This window comes from Clostridium sp. AM22-11AC, assembly GCF_003473545.1.
In the GTDB taxonomy this organism is placed as follows: domain Bacteria; phylum Bacillota; class Clostridia; order Lachnospirales; family Lachnospiraceae; genus Enterocloster.
On sequence record NZ_QUCM01000001.1, the window covers coordinates 185,181 to 205,217 of the forward strand.

The 20,037-nt window shown below is 44.3% G+C and carries 17 protein-coding genes; 6 read left to right on the top strand and 11 right to left on the bottom strand.

The genetic code is table 11. From position 1 onward, the window contains the following. Positions 1 to 58: 58 nt before the first annotated feature. From dapF (DW251_RS00985) to dapF (DW251_RS01000), 4 genes are all read right to left on the bottom strand, one after another. Positions 59 to 901, bottom strand: a complete 843-nt coding sequence (gene dapF / locus DW251_RS00985) for a diaminopimelate epimerase (protein ID WP_118299958.1) — start codon at positions 899 to 901, stop codon at positions 59 to 61. A 30-nt stretch (positions 902 to 931) separates the two neighbouring features. Then, on the bottom strand, positions 932 to 1,480 hold the full coding sequence (locus DW251_RS00990; RefSeq protein ID WP_118299959.1) for an ANTAR domain-containing protein: 549 nt from the start codon (positions 1,478 to 1,480) through the stop codon (positions 932 to 934). 202 nt (positions 1,481 to 1,682) lie between these two features. Beyond that, complete coding sequence (glnA, locus tag DW251_RS00995) at positions 1,683 to 3,020, bottom strand: type I glutamate--ammonia ligase (protein ID WP_021871073.1); 1,338 nt, start codon at positions 3,018 to 3,020, stop codon at positions 1,683 to 1,685. 221 nt (positions 3,021 to 3,241) lie between these two features. Beyond that, complete coding sequence (gene dapF / locus DW251_RS01000; RefSeq protein WP_118299960.1) at positions 3,242 to 4,099, bottom strand: diaminopimelate epimerase; 858 nt, start codon at positions 4,097 to 4,099, stop codon at positions 3,242 to 3,244. Positions 4,100 to 4,237: 138 nt separating this feature from the next. Between dapF (DW251_RS01000) and DW251_RS01005 the strand changes: the two genes are divergently transcribed. Next, positions 4,238 to 5,092: an AraC family transcriptional regulator gene (locus DW251_RS01005; protein ID WP_118299961.1), complete on the top strand. Its 855-nt coding sequence runs from the start codon at positions 4,238 to 4,240 to the stop codon at positions 5,090 to 5,092. Between the two features lie 14 nt (positions 5,093 to 5,106). Here DW251_RS01005 and DW251_RS01010 read toward each other — a convergent pair whose 3' ends face one another. Both DW251_RS01010 and ftsH read right to left on the bottom strand, forming a co-directional pair. Further along, entirely contained in the window at positions 5,107 to 5,748 is a 642-nt protein-coding gene (locus DW251_RS01010) for a hypothetical protein (RefSeq protein ID WP_021871070.1), read from the bottom strand. 149 nt (positions 5,749 to 5,897) lie between these two features. Beyond that, entirely contained in the window at positions 5,898 to 7,922 is a 2,025-nt protein-coding gene (gene ftsH / locus DW251_RS01015; RefSeq protein WP_118299962.1) for an ATP-dependent zinc metalloprotease FtsH, read from the bottom strand. A 304-nt stretch (positions 7,923 to 8,226) separates the two neighbouring features. Here ftsH and DW251_RS01020 point away from each other — a divergent pair, with 304 nt between their 5' ends. Both DW251_RS01020 and DW251_RS01025 read left to right on the top strand, forming a co-directional pair. Next, a complete protein-coding gene (locus DW251_RS01020) occupies positions 8,227 to 9,834 on the top strand; it encodes a CTP synthase (protein WP_021871068.1) in 1,608 nt (535 codons plus the stop codon). A gap of 109 nt (positions 9,835 to 9,943) precedes the next feature. After that, positions 9,944 to 10,147, top strand: a complete 204-nt coding sequence (locus DW251_RS01025; protein ID WP_021871067.1) for a hypothetical protein — start codon at positions 9,944 to 9,946, stop codon at positions 10,145 to 10,147. Between the two features lie 2 nt (positions 10,148 to 10,149). Here the strand turns inward: DW251_RS01025 and DW251_RS01030 are convergent, their stop codons facing one another. The 3 genes from DW251_RS01030 to DW251_RS01040 form a co-directional block, all read right to left on the bottom strand. Next, positions 10,150 to 11,472: a glycosyl hydrolase family 28 protein gene (locus DW251_RS01030; RefSeq protein ID WP_118299963.1), complete on the bottom strand. Its 1,323-nt coding sequence runs from the start codon at positions 11,470 to 11,472 to the stop codon at positions 10,150 to 10,152. Between the two features lie 146 nt (positions 11,473 to 11,618). Then, the gene (locus tag DW251_RS01035) at positions 11,619 to 13,124 is read right to left on the bottom strand and encodes a response regulator (RefSeq protein WP_118299964.1); all 1,506 of its coding nucleotides are present in this window, start codon (positions 13,122 to 13,124) and stop codon (positions 11,619 to 11,621) included. Continuing rightward, on the bottom strand, positions 13,118 to 14,899 hold the full coding sequence (locus DW251_RS01040) for a sensor histidine kinase (RefSeq protein ID WP_118299965.1): 1,782 nt from the start codon (positions 14,897 to 14,899) through the stop codon (positions 13,118 to 13,120). Before DW251_RS01040 ends, DW251_RS01035 begins: the two co-directional genes overlap by 7 nt. Before the next feature lie 225 nt (positions 14,900 to 15,124). On the opposite strand from DW251_RS01040, the gene DW251_RS01045 reads away from it, so the two are divergent. The 3 genes from DW251_RS01045 (at position 15,125) to DW251_RS01055 (ending at position 18,366) form a co-directional block, all read left to right on the top strand. After that, entirely contained in the window at positions 15,125 to 16,495 is a 1,371-nt protein-coding gene (locus tag DW251_RS01045) for an extracellular solute-binding protein (RefSeq protein ID WP_021871063.1), read from the top strand. 129 nt (positions 16,496 to 16,624) lie between these two features. Then, complete coding sequence (locus DW251_RS01050; protein ID WP_021871062.1) at positions 16,625 to 17,518, top strand: sugar ABC transporter permease; 894 nt, start codon at positions 16,625 to 16,627, stop codon at positions 17,516 to 17,518. 2 nt (positions 17,519 to 17,520) lie between these two features. Continuing rightward, entirely contained in the window at positions 17,521 to 18,366 is an 846-nt protein-coding gene (locus DW251_RS01055) for a carbohydrate ABC transporter permease (protein WP_021871061.1), read from the top strand. A gap of 130 nt (positions 18,367 to 18,496) precedes the next feature. Here DW251_RS01055 and DW251_RS01060 read toward each other — a convergent pair whose 3' ends face one another. Then, the gene (locus DW251_RS01060) at positions 18,497 to 19,240 is read right to left on the bottom strand and encodes an amino acid ABC transporter ATP-binding protein (protein WP_021871060.1); all 744 of its coding nucleotides are present in this window, start codon (positions 19,238 to 19,240) and stop codon (positions 18,497 to 18,499) included. Beyond that, positions 19,240 to 20,031: an amino acid ABC transporter permease gene (locus DW251_RS01065; protein ID WP_118299966.1), complete on the bottom strand. Its 792-nt coding sequence runs from the start codon at positions 20,029 to 20,031 to the stop codon at positions 19,240 to 19,242. Before DW251_RS01065 ends, DW251_RS01060 begins: the two co-directional genes overlap by 1 nt. Positions 20,032 to 20,037: the final 6 nt, after the last annotated feature.

Below are 20,037 nucleotides of genomic sequence, written 5' to 3' on the forward strand. Positions count from 1 at the left end.
GGCCTGAGAGTGTATATTTTACAGGTTTACTATATTCTCTGAAAGAATATAGGCATATTTATTTTTCGGATAAATCATAATATATTTCTTCCGGGATGTCAATACTTCCGTGAAATACTTCTTTTGCAGGTCCTGTCATAAACAGATGCCTGCTTTCCCGGTCAAAGTGGATGAGCAGGTCGCCGCCCCGTAGAGATACACGCACCTCATCATCTGTAAAACCTCTTAAGATAGCTGCCATGGCACTGGCTGTAGCTCCTGTACCGCAGGCCCAGGTTTCCCCGCTGCCTCTCTCCCACACACGCATGCGGATGTGGTCTCTGCTCTTTACTTCGATAAATTCAGAATTTACACGGGTCGGCTGGAAACGTGGATGATTTTCATAGGACGGGCCGATCTTTTCCAGATCCAGGTCATCGATCCCTTCTGTAAAATAGACTGCATGAGGATTTCCCACACTGATTCCTGTAAATTCCTGTTCTGTACCGTCAATTACGATCTTTTCCGGAAGTTTGGAAGTCAGTTCTGCTTCTCCCATATCTACAGTCAGCATCACTGCTTTTCCGTCTTCTACCTGGATATCCAATGTCTTGATACCGCCTAATGTTTCCACAGTAATGGTCCGTCTGTCCTTATCTACGATCCCATGATCATACACGTATTTTCCTACACAACGTACACCATTTCCACACATAATTCCCTGGGAACCATCTGCATTGTACATATCCATACGGCAGTCTGCCTTATCAGACGGGCAGATCAGGATCAGCCCATCAGAACCAATGCCAAAATGGCGGTCGCTGACATATTTGGACACTTCCCCCGGATGTTCCACTTTTTCCTTAAAGCAATCTACATACACGTAGTCATTGCCAATTCCCTGCATTTTTGTAAATTCCATCTCACACCTCATACATTATCCTGCATTCTCTTATACGTGGATCAGACTGATGATCATCTGGGCCGTTTCCACCAGATTGGTCCCACTGTCCATACTGCATTTTTGTATATATCTGTGGGCTTCCGACTCCGTCATATTGTTACGGTCCATCAAAAGCGCCTTTGCCTCATTGATCAGATCCTGTTCTTCCTTGCTGCGCTCCCTTGGCCTGCTGCGCAGTTTCCTGCGAATGCGCTGCTGCGCCTGGAGCATCATATCCAGCGTACTTAACAGATCATGCACCTTAAGGGGCATAGGAAGACATACCACCCCGGACATCTGTATCCCGCTCCACCTTGCAGGAGATGCCAGCACCAGCATCTCAAAGTTAGAAGAAAGGCACTGTCTCAGTTCGTCGTACATCATATCTTCAAACCGGTATCCGCAGACTACGATCCCACCGCTCAGATCTTCCGCAGCTGAAAGAACCTGTGACCCTGACATGCAGACAGCAGCCACTTCATATCCGCTTCTTACCAGAATACCTTTTATGCTTTTTCCATCTTCCGGTTTGGAAAATGCCACGATTATATTAGCCACATGTCTCACCTCCGGGTAAACCTAGTTTTCCTGCTTGTAACTGTTATTTACAATTCAGCCATGGCATCTTCTTGTTTCCATATTCATGAAAACAAGAAGCTTGGTGGGTCCACCATATGCTGATTTGGATGAAAAAGTGCTTATGCAAGTAAACTTGCAACACGCTTTCTCATCCAAACCAGCGCATGGCTGAACTGTAACTTTAATACTTATACAGGTACTGATTTACCTCCCAGTCAGTGACCTGGGCCCTGAAATCTCTCCACTCTTCTTCTTTTGCTTCCAGATATTTGACATAAATATGCTCGCCTAATATCTCACGGATAAAGGAATTATCCCGGTATGCCTCAATAGCATCCCCCAGTGTTTCCGGGATCCGTTCCACATGCTTATTCTTTAATGTTTCCGGCTCCATGCCAAAAAGGTTGCCCTGGATACATGGAGGCAGCTCCATCTCTTTCTCAATGCCGTCAAGACCGGCCTGAAGGCAGGCTGCCAGTGCCAGATAAGGGTTCATGGCAGAGTCCGGGCAGCGAAGTTCGATCCTGGTTCCTTCTCCTCTTGGAGACGGGATGCGAATCAGGGAACTGCGGTTGGAAGTCGGTGACCACGCAATATAGATCGGCGCGTCATATCCCGGTACCAGACGCTTATAAGAGTTTACAAGGGGGTTGGTCAGAATGGTCATTTCCTTCATATGTCCTAAAATACCTGCCATAAAACGGTAAGCCAGCTGGCTTAATCCCAGCTCATCACTGTCGTCTGCAAACAGGTTGTGTCCGTCCTTGTCGGACAGGGACATGTTAATATGCATACCGGAGCCATTGACTCCTTCCTTTGGCTTTGGCATAAAAGTAGCGTGAAGTCCATGGCGCTTGGCAATGGTCTTGGCTGCCATCTTAAAAGTCATAATGTGATCTGCTGCCTCAAGACCTTCTGTATACTGCAGATCGATCTCATGCTGGGCCGGAGCAATCTCATGGTGGCTTGCTTCCACCTCAAAGCCCATATCTTCCAGATTGAGCACAATATCTCTGCGCACATTTTCCCCAAGATCAATAGGGGAAACGTCAAAATAGCTGGCTCTCTCATGAGACTGGGTAGTAGGCCTTCCCTCTTCGTCCGTGTGGAACAGGAAAAATTCACACTCCGGTCCAACCTGGAACGTATATCCCATATCGGCAGCACGCTTTACAGCCCGTTTTAACACATATCTCGGATCACCGATAAAAGGGGTTCCGTCCGGATTGTATACATCACAGATCAGTCTTGCCACTTTGCCCTGCTGAGGACGCCACGGAAAGATCTCAAAGGTATCCAGGTCCGGATGCAGATACATATCGGACTCATCAATGCGCACAAAGCCCTCAATGGCAGAACCATCAAACATGCAATCATTATTTAATGCCTTATTAAGCTGACTGGCTGTAATAGCCACATTTTTAAGGATACCGAAAATGTCTGTAAACTGAAGGCGGATAAATTCTACGTCTTCATCTTCTACCATGCGAATAATGTCTTCCCTACTGTATTTACTCATATCCATTCTTCCTCTCTGGCAGCCGTTTTCCCATGCATCTGACAAAATCCTGGGGGCTTTTGTGCCTTTATCTATACCACTTACAGAACCTGCCACCGGCAGCTTCTTTCAGATGTATAACAACAAAAAGGCAGCTGCAAAGTGAACCGTTCATTTTGCAACTGCCCCTTTTTTTTTAAATATAGCAGTAGAATTTTTATTTGTCAACAGGCGATATCAGCCTATACCAGCTTCAACTGTTCTGTAAAATAACTTCCCAGGCTGATGCTTCCCACATAACCTACATCGCCGGTAAGAAAGATCTCCCCGTCTTCCCGGATCTCTACTTCCATGGTACCTTCCGGCATCTGCACGATCATTTTCGGATCTGTAAGTCCCAGTCTGTAAGCTGCCGCAGCTGCTGCACAGCAGCCGCTTCCGGATGCCAATGTATAACCTGCACCTCTTTCATAAACTTCTGTCTGTAAATGAGTGCGGTCCAACACCTTGATGATCTGGGTATTGATCTTTTCCGGAAACTGCTTTGCTGTCTCAGAATATTTACCGATCCTGCATACCAGATCCTTTGAGATCTCATCCATTAAGATCACCAGATGGGGATTTCCAACCGAAATACAGGTTACCGGATAAGGAATGTGGCCAAATACCATGGTCTCATTGATGATCTCCCTGCGGGGACCTTCTACCGGCACCTCATCACTCCAGAAACTTGCTTTTCCCATAGAGGCTTTTAAGCGGGTCCCCTCTTCGTTTAAATAATGGATCTCGATCTCTTTTTCATCTGTATAAATGGTAATGTCTTTCTTCTGGACATAATCTGCGTCTTTTAAGTACTTTGCAAAAATACGGATCCCATTTCCGCTGTTTTCTGTCTGGCTTCCATCGGAATTCCAGATGATCATATGGATCTTTCCCTCTTTAAAAACAGGACCTTCCAGAATACCATCTGCCCCTACTCCAAGATTGCGGTTGCAAAGTAATTTTACTCTCTCCGGTGTCAGTTCCATCCCATTGTGTTCCGGATCAAATACCAGATAATCATTTCCCAAACCGTGATATTTCTCTAATTTTAATCGCATGACCTTACCTCCCCTGTTCTTCTACACTCATTATATGCCACATTATTTCATAAATATATTCATTTAATGCTGTATTATATTGCAAATAATGCTATTATAAATGATAATAACGAACTTAATGAATACAGGAGATTTTCCATGACAAATTCCCCATCCACGCTCCAGGGCTACCTTTTAGAAGATTTCCGCCTTTTCCATTTAAAAGATCAGACTTCAAGGACTTACAGCTTCCATCACCATGATTTTTTAAAGATAATGATCCTTCTTTCCGGAAATGTGACCTATGTGGTGGAAGGCCGTTCTTATCCACTGGCTCCCTGGGACATGGTCCTGGTAGACCGCGGGCAGATACACCGGCCGGTAGTAGATACCGCCCAACCATATGAGCGCATCCTGCTCTATCTCTCTCCCACTTTTCTGGAAACATACAGCACAAAAGAAGCACCTTTGACCAGGTGCTTTGAAACTGCCCAGTACCGCCATTCCCAGGTCCTGCGCCTTTCCCAGGAAACGCTGGCTCCTTTTAAAGTCCTGCTTCAGAAATTAGAAACAAACACCAATTTCAGAAATGATGATTTTGCAGCTCCCTTACTTGCAAAAGCCCTGTGCCTGGAATTTCTCATTGAATTAAACAGGATCACCCTCTCCCCCAAAGCCGGATTTCTCACAGAAAGCACCCTGGATTACCGCATTTCCGGCCTGTTGGCCTATATCAACAGCCATTTGGAAGAGCCTATGGACGTAGCTTCCCTTTCTGCTTTAAGCGGCTTAAGCTCCTATCACATGATGCGCCTGTTTAAACAGGAAACCGGCTATACGGTTGGAAATTACATTACGGAAAAGCGGCTGATCAAGGCAAGAGACCTGATGAGCCAGGGCACCTGCACCACACAGGCCTGCTACCTCTGCGGTTTCCAGAACTATTCCTCCTTTTTACGTGCATACAAAAAACGCTATCCAGGACGCCCCAAAGACATCCTGAACAGCGTTTAATATCCTGTTTCACTTTATCCAAGTGTAGTATAGCCGTAAGCATTTACCAGTGCATCCAGCTTTATTCCCTTTTCGCAAAGAGGGCATTTTCTGTAATCATAATAAATATAATCGGTCACATCCTCCGGGCTGTAGATGGATGTGATCGGGCATCCGTTTAACTCATCCAGTGTACTAAACACAGCCGCTGCGCTCTGCAGTTTTCCGCCATAATACTGGATCGCCTCAATACTCTTATTTAGACTCAGTCCCGTTGTCACAACAGCTGTAAGGATCACCACATTTTTCCCATGGACCATCGGTAAAATATTCTCACGAAATACCATCTGGCTGTTGCTGTTATATTCCGGAGTGATCACATAAATAGTCTTGTGGGCGTTGGTAGAAAGAACACCGGCCCTTGTCAGCTCTTCTGCCAGATAAGCTCCGATCACCTGGGTTCCTTCCAGACACACGATCGTATCCACTACCTTGTCAAATAAAAACCGCTCTGCCAGGTGCTTTGCAACCTCCTGTGCTTCACTGAGTCTTGTCTTAAGGGTGGTCATGTCCAGATAATAATTAATATGGGCATGATTGGTAGCAAAATGTCCCGGTGTTGCCTTAAGAGGTGCCTTACTTCCCGATGCAAAGATCTTTACATAACGATTATCCATAAATGTGCCTCCTTTTCAGAAAAGTTACTGATATTCCCCTTATTTTTTAATAATATTATACAAAACCAAGATTATATTCGCAAGACTTTTATGCAAAAAGGACAGCCATTTCTGACTGTCCTCACTGATCTACAGATCCATTTTCAGTTTTATACCTGCTGGTCTTCCCTAGACTGGTCTGGCTTTTCTTCTGAAGCATCTGCTACAATATTTTCTGCACCTGCTTCATTTTCTTTTTCTTCTGCAACAGCTGTCTCCGGACTTTCAGCTGCATCCTCTTTCTCCAGATGCTCTGTATCCGGAATACCTTCGCCGTCTTCCTTCTTCTCCTCCGGCTCCGGCAATCCCTTCACCTCACGGAAGATCTTCATAAATTCCTTACCTGTAATGGTCTCTTTCTCGATCAGGAACGCTGCGATCTTATCCATAGCTTCTCTGTCATCGCTTAACAGACGGATTGCCTCATCATAAGCATTTTTCAGGATCTTCATAACTTCCTGGTCAATGTCTGCTGCTGTGGCATCACCGCAGTTTAATACAGTACGGCCGGTCAGATACTGGTTCTCCTGGCTCTCAAGTCCCATAAGACCGAATTTCTCAGACATACCATACTGGGTCACCATAGCTCTTGCCAGATTGGTAGCCTGCTGGATATCATTGGCTGCACCGGTGGTAACAGTCTCAAAAACGATCTCCTCAGCTGCACGGCCGCCCATTAACTCAACCAGTCTTGCCTCTAATTCCTTCTTGGTACTTAAATACTTCTCTTCTTCCGGCACATTCATAACATATCCCAAAGCACCCATAGTTCTTGGAACAATGGTGATCTTCTGGACCGGTTCAGAATGTTTCTGCAGAGCACTGACTAATGCATGACCTACTTCATGGTAAGATACAATGCGGCGCTCTTCCTTGCTCATAATGCGGTCCTTCTTCTCCTTACCAACAAGAACCACCTCAACTGCCTCAAACAGATCCTTCTGGGAAACAGCGTTTCTGCCGTTCTTAACCGCATTGATGGCAGCCTCGTTCATCATATTGGCAAGGTCCGCACCAACAGCGCCGGAAGTTGCAAGGGCAATTTCCTTAAAGTCTACAGTCTCATCTAACAGCACATCTTTGGAATGTACTTTTAAAATGCTGATACGTCCATTTAAGTCTGGTTTATCTACAACTACACGGCGGTCAAAACGTCCTGGACGAAGAAGAGCCGGATCCAGGATCTCCGGACGGTTGGTTGCACCAAGAACTAAAAGTCCCTTTGTAGAGTCGAAACCATCCATCTCAGAAAGCAGCTGGTTTAAAGTCTGCTCACGCTCATCATTTCCGCCCATACGGCTGTCACGGCTGCGTCCGATGGCATCGATCTCATCAATAAAGATGATACAAGGAGCATTTTCCGTTGCATTCTTAAACAGGTCACGGACACGGGATGCGCCCACACCTACGAACATTTCCACAAAGTCAGAACCTGACAGGGAATAAAATGGAACATGTGCTTCACCGGCTACTGCCTTTGCAAGAAGGGTCTTACCGGTTCCCGGAGGGCCTACTAACAGGGCACCCTTTGGAAGCTTCGCACCGATCTTGGTGTACTTTCCAGGATTGTGAAGGAAATCCACGATCTCAGTTAAAGACTCTTTTGCTTCATCTTCACCTGCCACATCTTTAAAAGTAATTCCTGTTTCTTTCTGGACGTACATCTTGGCGTTGCTCTTGCCTACGCCCATAATTCCGCCGCCGCCCATACGCTTCATGGTAAAGTTCATAATAAACAGCAGGAACAGGAATGGAAGTGCATAACTTAATATCTCTAACAGTAATGCATTGGAAGTATTATTTTCCCTGTTTGTAACAACGTTGTTCTTTAAAATACGGTCTACAAACTGGTAATCTCCTTCCAGACGTACTACATAGTACTTCATCTGCTGGGAATAGTTGGTGTCATCTGCCTTTGGCTTTACCTCAATAATGGTGCTTCCAACGCTGATGGACTCTACCTTGCCATTTTCTACCATGTTTACAAACTCATTGTAAGACAGTTCCTGACGCTGTCTGGCGTTGACAGTGGAGTTCATCCAGCCCACGATCAGGATCGTCAGCAATGCAGCGATCACCAGCATGGTAATGGTTTGCCAATTACTGTTCTGATTCTGTTTGTTGTTATTATCCATACTGTATAAATTCTCCCTCTAACAGGCTTTTTCGTGCACGCATAAAATGTGCCAGAGCCTATTCTTTTCTATTATAATGTGAGTCTAACCATAAATCAAGGAAAGAACTATTAAAATTCTGAAAACAAAGGCAGGATCTTCCCCTTCATCTCCACTTTAGATTATTAGTTTTTTAAGATTTTTACATTTTTTTGAAAAAAGTCCCTAGATTTCTGATTTCCATAGTTGTATAATATATCAGTTTTTAATAAAACCGTAAACAAAAACCTATACCCAACTTACCACTAAAAGGAGGTTCCCCACTATGCCAGTAAAATACGTATTCGTAACCGGCGGCGTTGTTTCCGGACTTGGAAAAGGCATTACCGCTGCTTCCCTTGGCCGTCTTTTAAAAGCCAGAGGTTACAAAGTTACCATGCAGAAATTTGACCCCTACATCAATATCGATCCAGGTACCATGAACCCGGTACAGCACGGCGAAGTTTTCGTTACCGATGACGGCGCTGAAACTGACCTTGACCTTGGACATTATGAGCGTTTCATCGATGAGAGCCTGACTAAAAATTCCAACGTAACTACCGGTAAAGTTTACTGGACCGTTCTGCAGAAAGAGCGCCGTGGAGACTTTGGCGGAGGTACGGTACAGGTCATCCCCCACATCACCAATGAAATTAAGAGCCGTTTCCACCGCAATTATAATGATAACGAAACCGAGATCGCCATCATCGAAGTTGGCGGTACTGTTGGCGACATCGAAAGTCAGCCATTCTTAGAGGCGATCCGCCAGTTCCAGCATGATGTTGGCCCAGGCAACACCTGTCTCATCCACGTCACCCTTATCCCTTATTTAAAAGCATCTGAAGAATTAAAGACCAAACCAACCCAGGCAAGCGTAAAAGACCTGCAGGGAATGGGAATTCAGCCGGACATCCTGGTATGCCGTTCCGAGCATCCGTTAGATGACAATATCAAGAGCAAGATCGCATTATTCTGTAATGTACCAAAGACCCATGTTCTTCAGAACCTGGATGTAGAAGTTCTTTACGAGGTTCCTCTTGTAATGGAAGAAGAGCATCTGGCACAGGTTGCCTGCGAATGCTTAAATCTGCCATGCCCGGAACCAGACTTAAAAGACTGGACCGCTATGATCGATGCATGGAAGCATCCTGAAAAAGATGTGACCGTTGCGCTGGTAGGAAAATATACACAGCTTCATGACGCTTATATCTCTGTTGTAGAAGCATTGAAGCACGGTGCTGTTGCCAACAGGGCACAGGTACACATTAAATGGGTAGACTCTGAGACTGTAACTTCTGAAAATGTAGATGAAAAATTAGGAGATGTTTCCGGTATCCTGGTACCGGGCGGCTTCGGCGACCGTGGTATTGACGGCATGATCTGCGCCATCCGCTATGCAAGAGAGCACCAGGTTCCGTTCCTCGGCCTCTGCCTTGGCATGCAGCTTTCCATCGTAGAATTTGCAAGAGATGTGATCGGCTGGAATGACGCCCACAGCGTAGAATTGGATCCTGCTACTACTCATCCTGTGATCCACCTGATGCCAGATCAGGACGGTATCGAAGATATCGGCGGTACCTTAAGACTTGGTTCCTATCCATGTGTTCTGGATAAAAATTCCAAGGCTTACGGTCTTTACGGCGAAGAAACCATCCATGAGCGCCACAGACACCGTTATGAAGTAAACAACGATTACCGTACTTTCCTTACAGAGCATGGCATGATGTTATCCGGTATGTCTCCTGATAACCGTATTGTAGAAATGATCGAACTGCCAGATCACCCATGGTTCGTAGGAACCCAGGCTCATCCGGAACTGAAGTCCCGTCCAAACCGCCCACATCCACTGTTTAAGGGATTCATTGAGGCATCTTTAAAAAATCAGGACAAATAATAAACAGTAAATTAAAAACCTGGCTGAATAAAAACTATTAAAAAAACACATCCTGTTTACAGCAAGACAGATCACTGATCCAAAAGCTGTTTACAGGAGGTGTTTTTTTATGGAAAAATATAATTTCAAAGACAATTCTGATCTAAAAAATAATACGGCTGAAAATCTCTTTGATGACTCAGACATCCAGGCCTGCTCCGCCACCGACTGCACCGGCCTGATCCCGGCACTGCCACAGGACGAAGCAGAGGTGGAAGCATATGAGGATATTTATCCCTATATCACCAAAGCACAGAAAACGCAGAAACCATAAGATCATTTTTCTTTTACAACTGCATTTTCAAAGCAGATCTCTTTGTCTACCCATTCCTTCATATTATCATGAACGGTAACTTCCAGATTTTCTGCTTTCACATTCTTGGCATTCTTCACATAGATGCCATTGATCTTTCCTTCCTGGAAATCCGGACCGCAGCATGGGCGGAAATCATATCCTTTAATAGGATATTTGGTAGTTTTTTCCAGTTCCAGACGGATATTATTTAATGTAAGATCTTCTATAGGCGCACTGTCCTTTCCTGCAATATAAATACTGCCTTCGCCCTTGCAGCGCACATTGGTAATAGATAATCCTTTGATCTTTCCGGAAGGGATCTCATCTTTCCTGTTGATGGAAGCAATATTGATAGGCTCTGCAAAGCCCCACCAGCACTCAGACACATTTTTTGTACGGATCACACAATTATTGATCAGAACATTTTCAATATTTCCCTGGTCTCTTAACTGGAAGGAAATACCTCTGTTCGTATCATAAATACTGCAGTTATCAATGATGATATCCTTAAAATCATCTACACTTTCTGTACCGATTTTAATGGCAGCACTGGTAGATGCCAGTGTACAGCCGGAGATCACAATATCTTCACAGGGACCATAGTGATGATTTGCTTCTGTAGTCTTTAATACGATACAGTCATCTGCTGCCTCAATATGGCAGTTGCTGATACGTACATGTTTACAGTGGTCCGGGTCAATGCCATCACAGTTTGCCATCATACGGTTATTTAAAATACGGACACCGCTGATCTCCACTTCTTCACATCCAACCAGGTGAGTGGTCCAAAATCCGCTCTTTCTGATCGTTACATTCTGGATGGTCAGATGGGTACAGTGTTCCATCAGGATCAGAGGAATTCGAGGATAGAAGGCACCATCGATCTGATCTTCTCTTACCTCTCCATAATAAATTTCTTCTGAACCATCGATCACACCGCCGCCACTGATGCGTACTCCGTCTGTATCCCTGGAATAGATAAAATACTGCCGCGGTTTTCCATCATACTCGCAGTTTACAAAAGTAGGAACTTCTACCATATGGTCATGTCCCCGCTTTGCCAGCTCACTGATATACTGGTAATCATTCAGATCTTCACTGGCCTTAAGTACAGCCCCTGTTTCTACCACCAGTTCTACATGACTTTTTAATACGATGGAACCGGAAAGATAGGTGTGACCTCCTTCCATTATAACTACACCACCGCCCTGCTCACTGCACAGGTCAATGGCTTTCTGTATAACATGGGCATCATTGGTCTTTCCATCACCTGCTGCCCCCAGCTCCATAACACGATATCCCATTTTGCCTTTGCCTCCTTAAAATAAGATCATAAATCATATGATTTTATTTTCCATTTTTATCCAAAATAGTCAATCCGAAAAACCGTGTCGTTCTGCCACATTTCCGTGTTTTCACAATTTTACGGTTTTTTCCATTTATAAACTGCTTAGTGTCCCAAAGAAGTAATATAATCCGTAGGCGTCATTCCCGTCTGCTTTTTAAACAGCTGTGAAAAATACTGGGGATTGTTTCCACAGCCTACCTGCTCCGCTACATTTTTTATCGGTTCCTCCGGATTTTTTGCGATCAGTTCCTTGGCCTTTCCAATACGCATTTTTGTAAGATACTGGGAAAATTTCTGTCCGGTTTCTTTGTAAAATTTCTTGCTTACATAATCTACATTCATAAATAAATAATTTTCAGCGATCCATTTTAGCGTAAGGGCCGAATCCTGAAGGTGCTGCTCCACATAGACATAGATCTGGGATACCATAGGTGAAACTGTCTCTTCTCCTTCTTTTAAACTTACCAGGTCCCGGAATTTGTCAGAGATCATCGTTCTTAAAGGATCCAGATCTTCTTCTTTTTCCATCTTAGTCAGCCACTGGGCCAGATCTACAGTGGAAAACGTCTGAAAATCCGAAGCCATTTTCAAAAATAGATTTCCTGCCAGCTGCTTTAAAAAGTCTATATTATCAATACTGTTTAACAGTTCCACCGCCTGATCCGTCTTTTCCCGGTTGCCCTCCTGGATCTGCTGATACAGAACACGGATCTGATCAATGACCCAGTTATAATTACAGATAGCTGTAATATGAAAATGGTTTATGTAATAGATCATGCTGTAACGCAGAAGTTTTCCTGTTACCTGGGTAAGAAGTGTCTTTAAAGAAGAATAATTCTCCTCCCGGATCTCTGTTGTGATCTTCTGCCCCTCCGGTGAAAGCTGCTGCAAAAACACATGAAGATCGTCACAGGCTTTACCTGCATTCTGCATAAACAGCACCAGGGTATTTTTTACATACATTCCATACAGAATGGTCTGGGGCATTTTTTCTTCCATATATGCTTTCAACTGCTGTAAAAAAGACGGCAGACCCTGAAATTCCAGATAATACACATAAAACAGACGGTAGGCTGCAAAATGAAAATCCAGATACTGTTCATAGGGAGAAATGATCTCCTCCAGCGTCATTTTTTCATCCAGACAGTCATTGATGATACTGGAAAGTACACTGTGGAACATTCCATCATAGAGAACGAACTGCTGCTGGAGCATTTTCCGTTCTCTGGCCTGTTTTTCATGATCTTTCCGGCACTGTTCAATACACTCCAGGATCTGTGTTTCATTACATGGTTTTAAAAGATAATGGCGGATACCATAGCTCATGGCTTCCTTGGCATACTCAAACTCCCCATAACCGGATAAAATAATAAACTGGATCTGCAGGTCAGTCTGACGGATTTTGCGGATCAGTTCCAAGCCTCCCATACCTGGCATACGGATATCCGTAAGTACAATATCCGGTGACTCATCCAGGATCATATCATAGGCTTCGATCCCATTTTTACAAAGTCCGATCACTTCAATGTCATGTTTTTTCCAGTCAATAATATTAAAGATCGTCTCTCGTATAATACGTTCATCATCTGCAATCAGTAATTTCAGCATGTCTCTTCTTCCTTCCGAAACGGCATTTTGATCGTTGCCACTGCAAAATCATGTTCATTTGATAATGTAAGTCCATACTCTTCCCCAAATAAAAGCCGGATCCTCTGGTCGATATTTAACAGACCAATTCCAAACCCATGAGGGCTTCTGCTTTTATTTTTTAATTTTTCCAGCAATTCCTCTTCAAAATTGGAACCTTCATTTCTCACCTGGATCGTAAGAACTCCCTCTTTTACCTCTGCCTGCAAATAAATATGACACACCTCCGTCATTTCTTCCATGCCATAGTGAATGGCATTTTCTACCAGAGGCTGAATGGTAAGAGGCGGGATCATTCCCTCTTTTGCTTTCTCATCTGTGATCACCTTAAACTCCAGCCGTTCCTCAAACCGGATCTTCTGGATGGTGATATAAGAGTCTACCAGTTCCAGTTCATAGGCCAGTGTTACCAGGGTCTTCTGGCTGGAAAGGGAAACTCTTAAAAGATTTCCCAGAGACTCTACCATCTGGGAGATCACTTCATTTCCCATGGCTTTCGCTCTCCAATTAATCGTTTCCAGTGTATTATACAGAAAATGGGGGCTGATCTGGGAACGCAGCGCCTTTAACTGCGCATCCTTTGCCAGGATCTCATTTACATAATTGACCTTTACCAGATTTTGGATCCTTAATGCCATCTGATGAAACTGATGGTGCAAAGCGCCGATCTCATTAGGCTGTGATCCGTAATCCTCTTCCTCCGGTTCCAGTTCCAGCTCATTCTGGGTAAACAGTTTCATTTTCTGGATCAGGGCATCAAACTGGCGGATGATCCCCCGGATCAGACGACTGGAAAGATACCAGATAAACAAAATCCCAACCAGAAAGATCATAAATGTAGTCTGCATGGAAACGGTAAGCGCGCCTGCAACTTCATCAAAGGGCGCCAGTGTCACATAACTGTACTGATAATGGGGAAGCGTTCCTTTCACGGCAAAATATTTATGACCATCATAAGAAACGATCTTATAGGTAGTAAAAGGATCTGTAATCAGCTCCTCCGCCCTCTGATCCGTTAAAGAAGAGGAAGCATAGATCAGGCTTCCGCTCTGATTGGCGATCACCACTTTCTGATCCTTATACTGGGAAGCAAAACGGACTGCCTCAGATACTACCTGTTCCAGGTCCAGGCCGATCACCATATTTCCCAAAGGCTCCAAAGACATGTTCCGGATCTGACGTACATTCCTGCTGAGAAGCATATAAGGCTGCCTGGTAGCATGGGTCCAGGTAACTGCTCCCTCTTTCTCATAACCGTTCTGTATTGCTGCATCTAACAAAAAACCGGGTGTCCGCTTTAACGTGACCCAGTTGGTACAGTTCACATATTCCCCGTTTTTGCTGTAAACAGCTGCATAAGCAATGCCATTGGACCGGAAAAGAGTTGCGTATTCTGTAAGGGCATTATTAATGGTACGGTTATATTCTGTGATCGCCGGCGCGTCTTCCGGTGACGGAAGATCTGACAGACAATCCTGAATAGAAGAAGAACCAAGGATCAGATTAGAAATATATTCTGCATTTTCCATTTTCTGGGAAATCTGAGCTGATGTCACGGAAAGTCTGGATGCCATAGAGTCAAAAAGAAGCTTATTATAGGCATTTGTATACAGCCGGTACCCAAACACAGCACATAACAGCATGGTCACACTGTTAAAAAGCACTATGGTAAGGATCTTATATTTTAAAGACCAGTGCCTGAACCGGCCAATTAATATGCGTATATTTTTTTTCATATATTTCCCGTTTCTTCCTTAATTATTGTATATCTCCTGACATTCACATTATACTTTTTTTCAAAAATAATTCAATTCTGCACAAAAAAGAAGTCGGTTTTTTGAACGAACTGCTCCGTTTTAACTATTAAGAACAAAAAAATTATGCGCTATAATGTGGAACATAAACAAGCAGATATCCTTTCGGACCACGAAAGGATCCAATTTCAAGGAGGTTACAATATTATGAAAAAGAAATTAGCAGTCCTTCTTACTGCAGCTCTTGCCGCTGCATCTTTAACCGCCTGCGGCGGATCTTCTTCCTCAGGCAGCTCTGACACCAGCGCAGCTGATACAAACACTTCCCAGTCTGCACAGTCAGATGGCGGCAGCAGTGATTCCTCCAGCCTGGTTATGGCATGGTGGGGAAATCAGACCAGAAATGAACGTACCCAGAAGATCCTGGACATGTACAGCGAAGAAAATCCTGGTGTTACCATTGACGGACAGTTCTCCGAATTCAACGACTACTGGAACAAACTGGCAACCGCAGCAGCAGGACATTCCATGCCAGACATCGTTCAGATGGACTACAAATATTTACAGCAGTATGTAAACAACAATCTGTTAGTTGATCTTACTCCTTACATTGAGGACGGAACCATTGATACAGCAAGCTGCAACCAGGATGTTTTAAACTCCGGTAAGGTTGGAGATGGCTTATATGCACTGTGCAATGGTATCAATGCACCAGCTCTGTTATACAACAAGACTTTACTTGATGAAAACGGTATCACTGTAAAAGACAACATGACCATGGATGAGTTCATCGCTCTTTCCAGGGAAATCGAAGAAAAAACCGGTTACAAGACCAACCTTTGCTACAACCAGAACGAGCAGTTCTTAGAGTACTTCCTTCGTGCAGATGACATTGTTCTGTACCAGGATGGAAAAATGGGCGGAGAGTCCGCTGAACCATATGTAAACTTCTTCAAACTGTATGAAGATGGTATTAAAGATGGCTGGGTCGTTGATCCTTCTGTATTTGCAGAGCGTACCATCGGTTCTGTTGAACAGGATCCATTAGTATATGGTTCCAGTCCTGAGACCATGTCCTGGTGCTCTTTCTCCTACTCCAACCAGTTAACTGCGATCAAGAACGCAGCTCCGGAAGGCACTGAGATTGGTATCACCACCTGGCCATCTGCAGATCCTGAAAAATCTGACTACTTAAAGCCAAGCCAGTTCTTCGCTATCTCTGCTGACTCCAAAAATCCTGCAGAAGCAGCAAAGATCTTAAACTACATCACAAACTCTGCAGACTGCAACAATGTACTTCTTGCTGAACGTGGAATCCCGCTGTCCAGTGATGTAGCAGAAGCTATTTCTTCTAACCTGGATGAAAGCAGCCAGCAGGTAATTGACTTCATCTACAATGTTGTAGATCCTCACTCTTCACAGGTAAATCCACCAAGTGCTGATGGTTCCAGTGAAGTAAACGATCTGATCAACAAACTGGAAGAGCAGGTATGCTACGGACAGCTGTCCGCAGAAGATGCAGGCGCACAGCTCTTTGAGCAGGGCAACTCCATTATGGCTTCCAAAGCTTCCAAGTAAACGTATCTACTTTTATTGATTACTCTCTTTTTAATTACCATATCCTTTTATAATTCAGGGCGGTCCTCCCGCCCTGAACCATTGTAAACTATCTTTTATCCCAAGACATCCAAAAACAGGAGGTTTGACATGAAAACCATTCGCAGCTTGTTTAACCGGGAAGATACAGCAGGCATCATGTTTACTCTTCCCTTTACCCTGGGCTTTCTCTTCTTTATGATCGTTCCCATGGGCATTTCCCTTTATTATTCCTTTTGCAAATATAATATTTTGTCCCCGCCTGTTTTTACAGGTCTTGATAACTTTAAAAATATGATCGCTGATGGTACTTTTTTACAGACCATCAAAGTTACTTTCTTCTTTGCTTTTGTATCTGTTCCTTTAAAGCTGATCTTCGCTTTACTGGTTGCAATGCTCCTGTTAAAAAACACCAAAATGTCCGGTATTTACAGAGCAGCTTACTATCTGCCTTCCATTATCGGAGGTTCTGTAGCAGTCGCTATCCTTTGGAAGCGTATGTTCGCTATGGACGGTGTTGTAAATAAACTTTTAGGTTCTATTGGTATTAAAACCAGTATTTCCTGGTTAGGTGATACAAAAACAGCCATCTGGATCCTGATCCTGTTAGCTGTATGGCAGTTTGGTTCTTCCATGCTGATCTTCTTATCTTCTTTAAAGCAGATCCCGACTTCTCTTTATGAGGCAGCCATGGTAGACGGTGCCAACCCAGTATCCCGTTTCTTTAAGATCACACTTCCTCTGCTGACACCAACTATTTTCTTTAACCTGGTTATGCAGATGATCAACGGATTTCTGGCATTTACCCAGTGCTACATCATTACACAGGGTAAGCCAATGAACTCCACTTTGCTTTACACCGTTTATATGTATCAGCAGTCATTTGAGTTTTACAACACTGGTTATGGCGCTGCCATGGCTTGGGTCATGCTGCTGATGATCGGACTGATCACCCTGTTCCTGTTTGCAACCAAGCGGTTCTGGGTATATGAAGGAGGACTGTAGACATGAAGGAAAAACGTCTGGCAGGAGCTGCGCTCTACCACATCATCATATTTGCCATTGGTATCATCATGGTCTATCCTCTGATCTGGATGGTTATGAGCTCCTTTAAGGAGACCAACACCATTTTCACAACCGCCAGTTCCCTGATCCCGGAACATTTTGTAACGGATAACTACGCAAACGGCTGGAAAGGATTTGCAAAGATCTCTTTCTCCACTTTCTTTAAAAACTCTATCTTCATCTCCGTGATCGCTACCATTGGAACCATTGCTTCCTCTGCTGTTGTAGCCTACGGTTTCGCAAGATTTAAGTTCCGTGGAAAAGGAATTTTATTTTCCGCAATGCTGTTATCCATGATGCTTCCTGCACAGGTTCTTATGATCCCGCAGTATCTGTGGTACCAGAAATTAGGCTGGGTCGGTTCTTTCCTTCCCCTGACTGTCCCATACTTCTTCGCGATCCAGGGATTTTTCGTATACCTGCTTTCCAACTTCATCGGCGGTATTCCGATCGAACTGGACGAAGCAGCAAAGATCGACGGCTGTTCCTACTGGGGCATCTTTACAAGGATCATGATCCCTCTGATCAAACCGGCAGTTGTAACCGGCTGCATCTTCTCCTTTATGTGGAGATGGGATGATTTCCTTTCCGCCCTGCTTTATATCAACAAAACCGCCATGTATCCGGTCAGCCTGGCATTAAAACTGTTCTGCGACCCAGGTTCTTCTTCCGACTACGGCGCTATGTTCGCAATGGCAAGCCTTTCCATCCTTCCATCCGTACTGATCTTCATTTTCTTCCAGAAATACCTGGTAGAAGGAATTAGTACCTCTGGTCTGAAGGGTTAAACCAAACAGATAAGCATTTCCATTTCAACCAGCAAATACGCTGTTGGCGCATTCGGGATATGTATAATACATAAAAAAGCCCATGCAGCTGCCATTCAGGCAGCCTGCATAGGCTTTTTTCTCATTCTTTTTATTTCTCATGCATAAATCTTCCAAGGAATTCCATCGTCTGCTCTCTTTGAGGATTTGCAAAAATATCAGCCGGTGTTCCCTCTTCTACGATGACACCGTTTGCCATGTATACAACATGGGTAGATACATCTCTTGCAAATGCCATCTCATGAGTAACAATGATCATGGTCAGACCTTCTTTTGCAAGCTTGCGCATAACTTCCAGAACCTCTCCAACCATCTGGGGATCCAGCGCGGATGTGGGCTCATCAAACAGCAGTACCTCAGGCTCCATAGCCAGGGCTCTTGCAATGGCTACACGCTGTTTCTGACCGCCGGAAAGCTGTCTTGGTTTTGCATTGATATAAGGAGCCATGCCAACTTTTTCCAGGTAATACATGGCCTTCTGCTTTGACTCTTCCTTACCCTTCTTTAACACCTTGACCTGTCCCACCATGCAGTTTTCAAGAACGGTCATGTTGTTGAACAGGTTAAAGCTCTGGAATACCATACCAACTCTGGAACGGTATTTCGGTGCATTTACCTTTGCATCGGCAATGTTATTTCCATGATATAAAATCTCGCCGGTAGTCGGTGTTTCCAGTAAGTTTAAGCAGCGAAGCAAGGTGGACTTACCGGAACCGGAAGCTCCGATGATACAGGTAACATCCTTGCTGTTTACTGTAAAATCAATATCCTTTAAGACCAGATTGGTGCCAAAGGTCTTGCTTAAATGGCGGATCTCCAAAATCTTTTCGCTCATTACTGCTCCTCCTTCTTATCATCCGGATAACGGTACATACCACTGGTATAAGCCAGTGTATCTGTGGTTGCCAGGTCAAAATTGTCTGCACCATCCATCTTCTTCTCCCACAGACGCAGCAGTCTGGAGCAGGTAAATGTCATGATAAAATACATGATCATGGTAATGGTATAGGTCTCAAAGTTCATGTAAAGGGCGCCTGCAGCTGCCTTTGTCTTATACAGCAGTTCTGCCACACCAATAACAGAAAGCACGCAGCTGTCCTTGATATTGATGATCAGGTTGTTGCCGATCTGAGGCATCAGGTTACGCAGAGCCTGAGGCAGGATAACGTAGATCATAGTCTGAACATGGGTCATACCAATGGATTTTGCTCCTTCAGTCTGTCCCGGGTCAATAGAAAGGATACCGCCTCGTACAGTCTCTGCCATATAGGCACCTGTATTAATAGATAAGATAAAATAAGCAGCCTGGGTAATAGTAGAATTAATTCCCAGCAAAGGCATAAGGCCATAGTAGATAAACATAGCCTGGGCCATCATAGGTGTACCCCTGAAAAATTCCACATAAGCATTTAAGATCAGCCGTATGATCCACAAAGCTCCCTTCTTTAAAGGATTGTCTCCCTTTTCAGAAGGAATGGTCTGGACAATACCTACGGCAAAGCCGATGAGGCATCCTACCAGCGTACCTACTAAAGCGATCTTTAAGCTGACGCCTGCACCCTGCAACATAGACATGCCGTAGCGGTTGAATACGACCATTACACGGCCCAAAAAATCTGTTGGCATAACTTT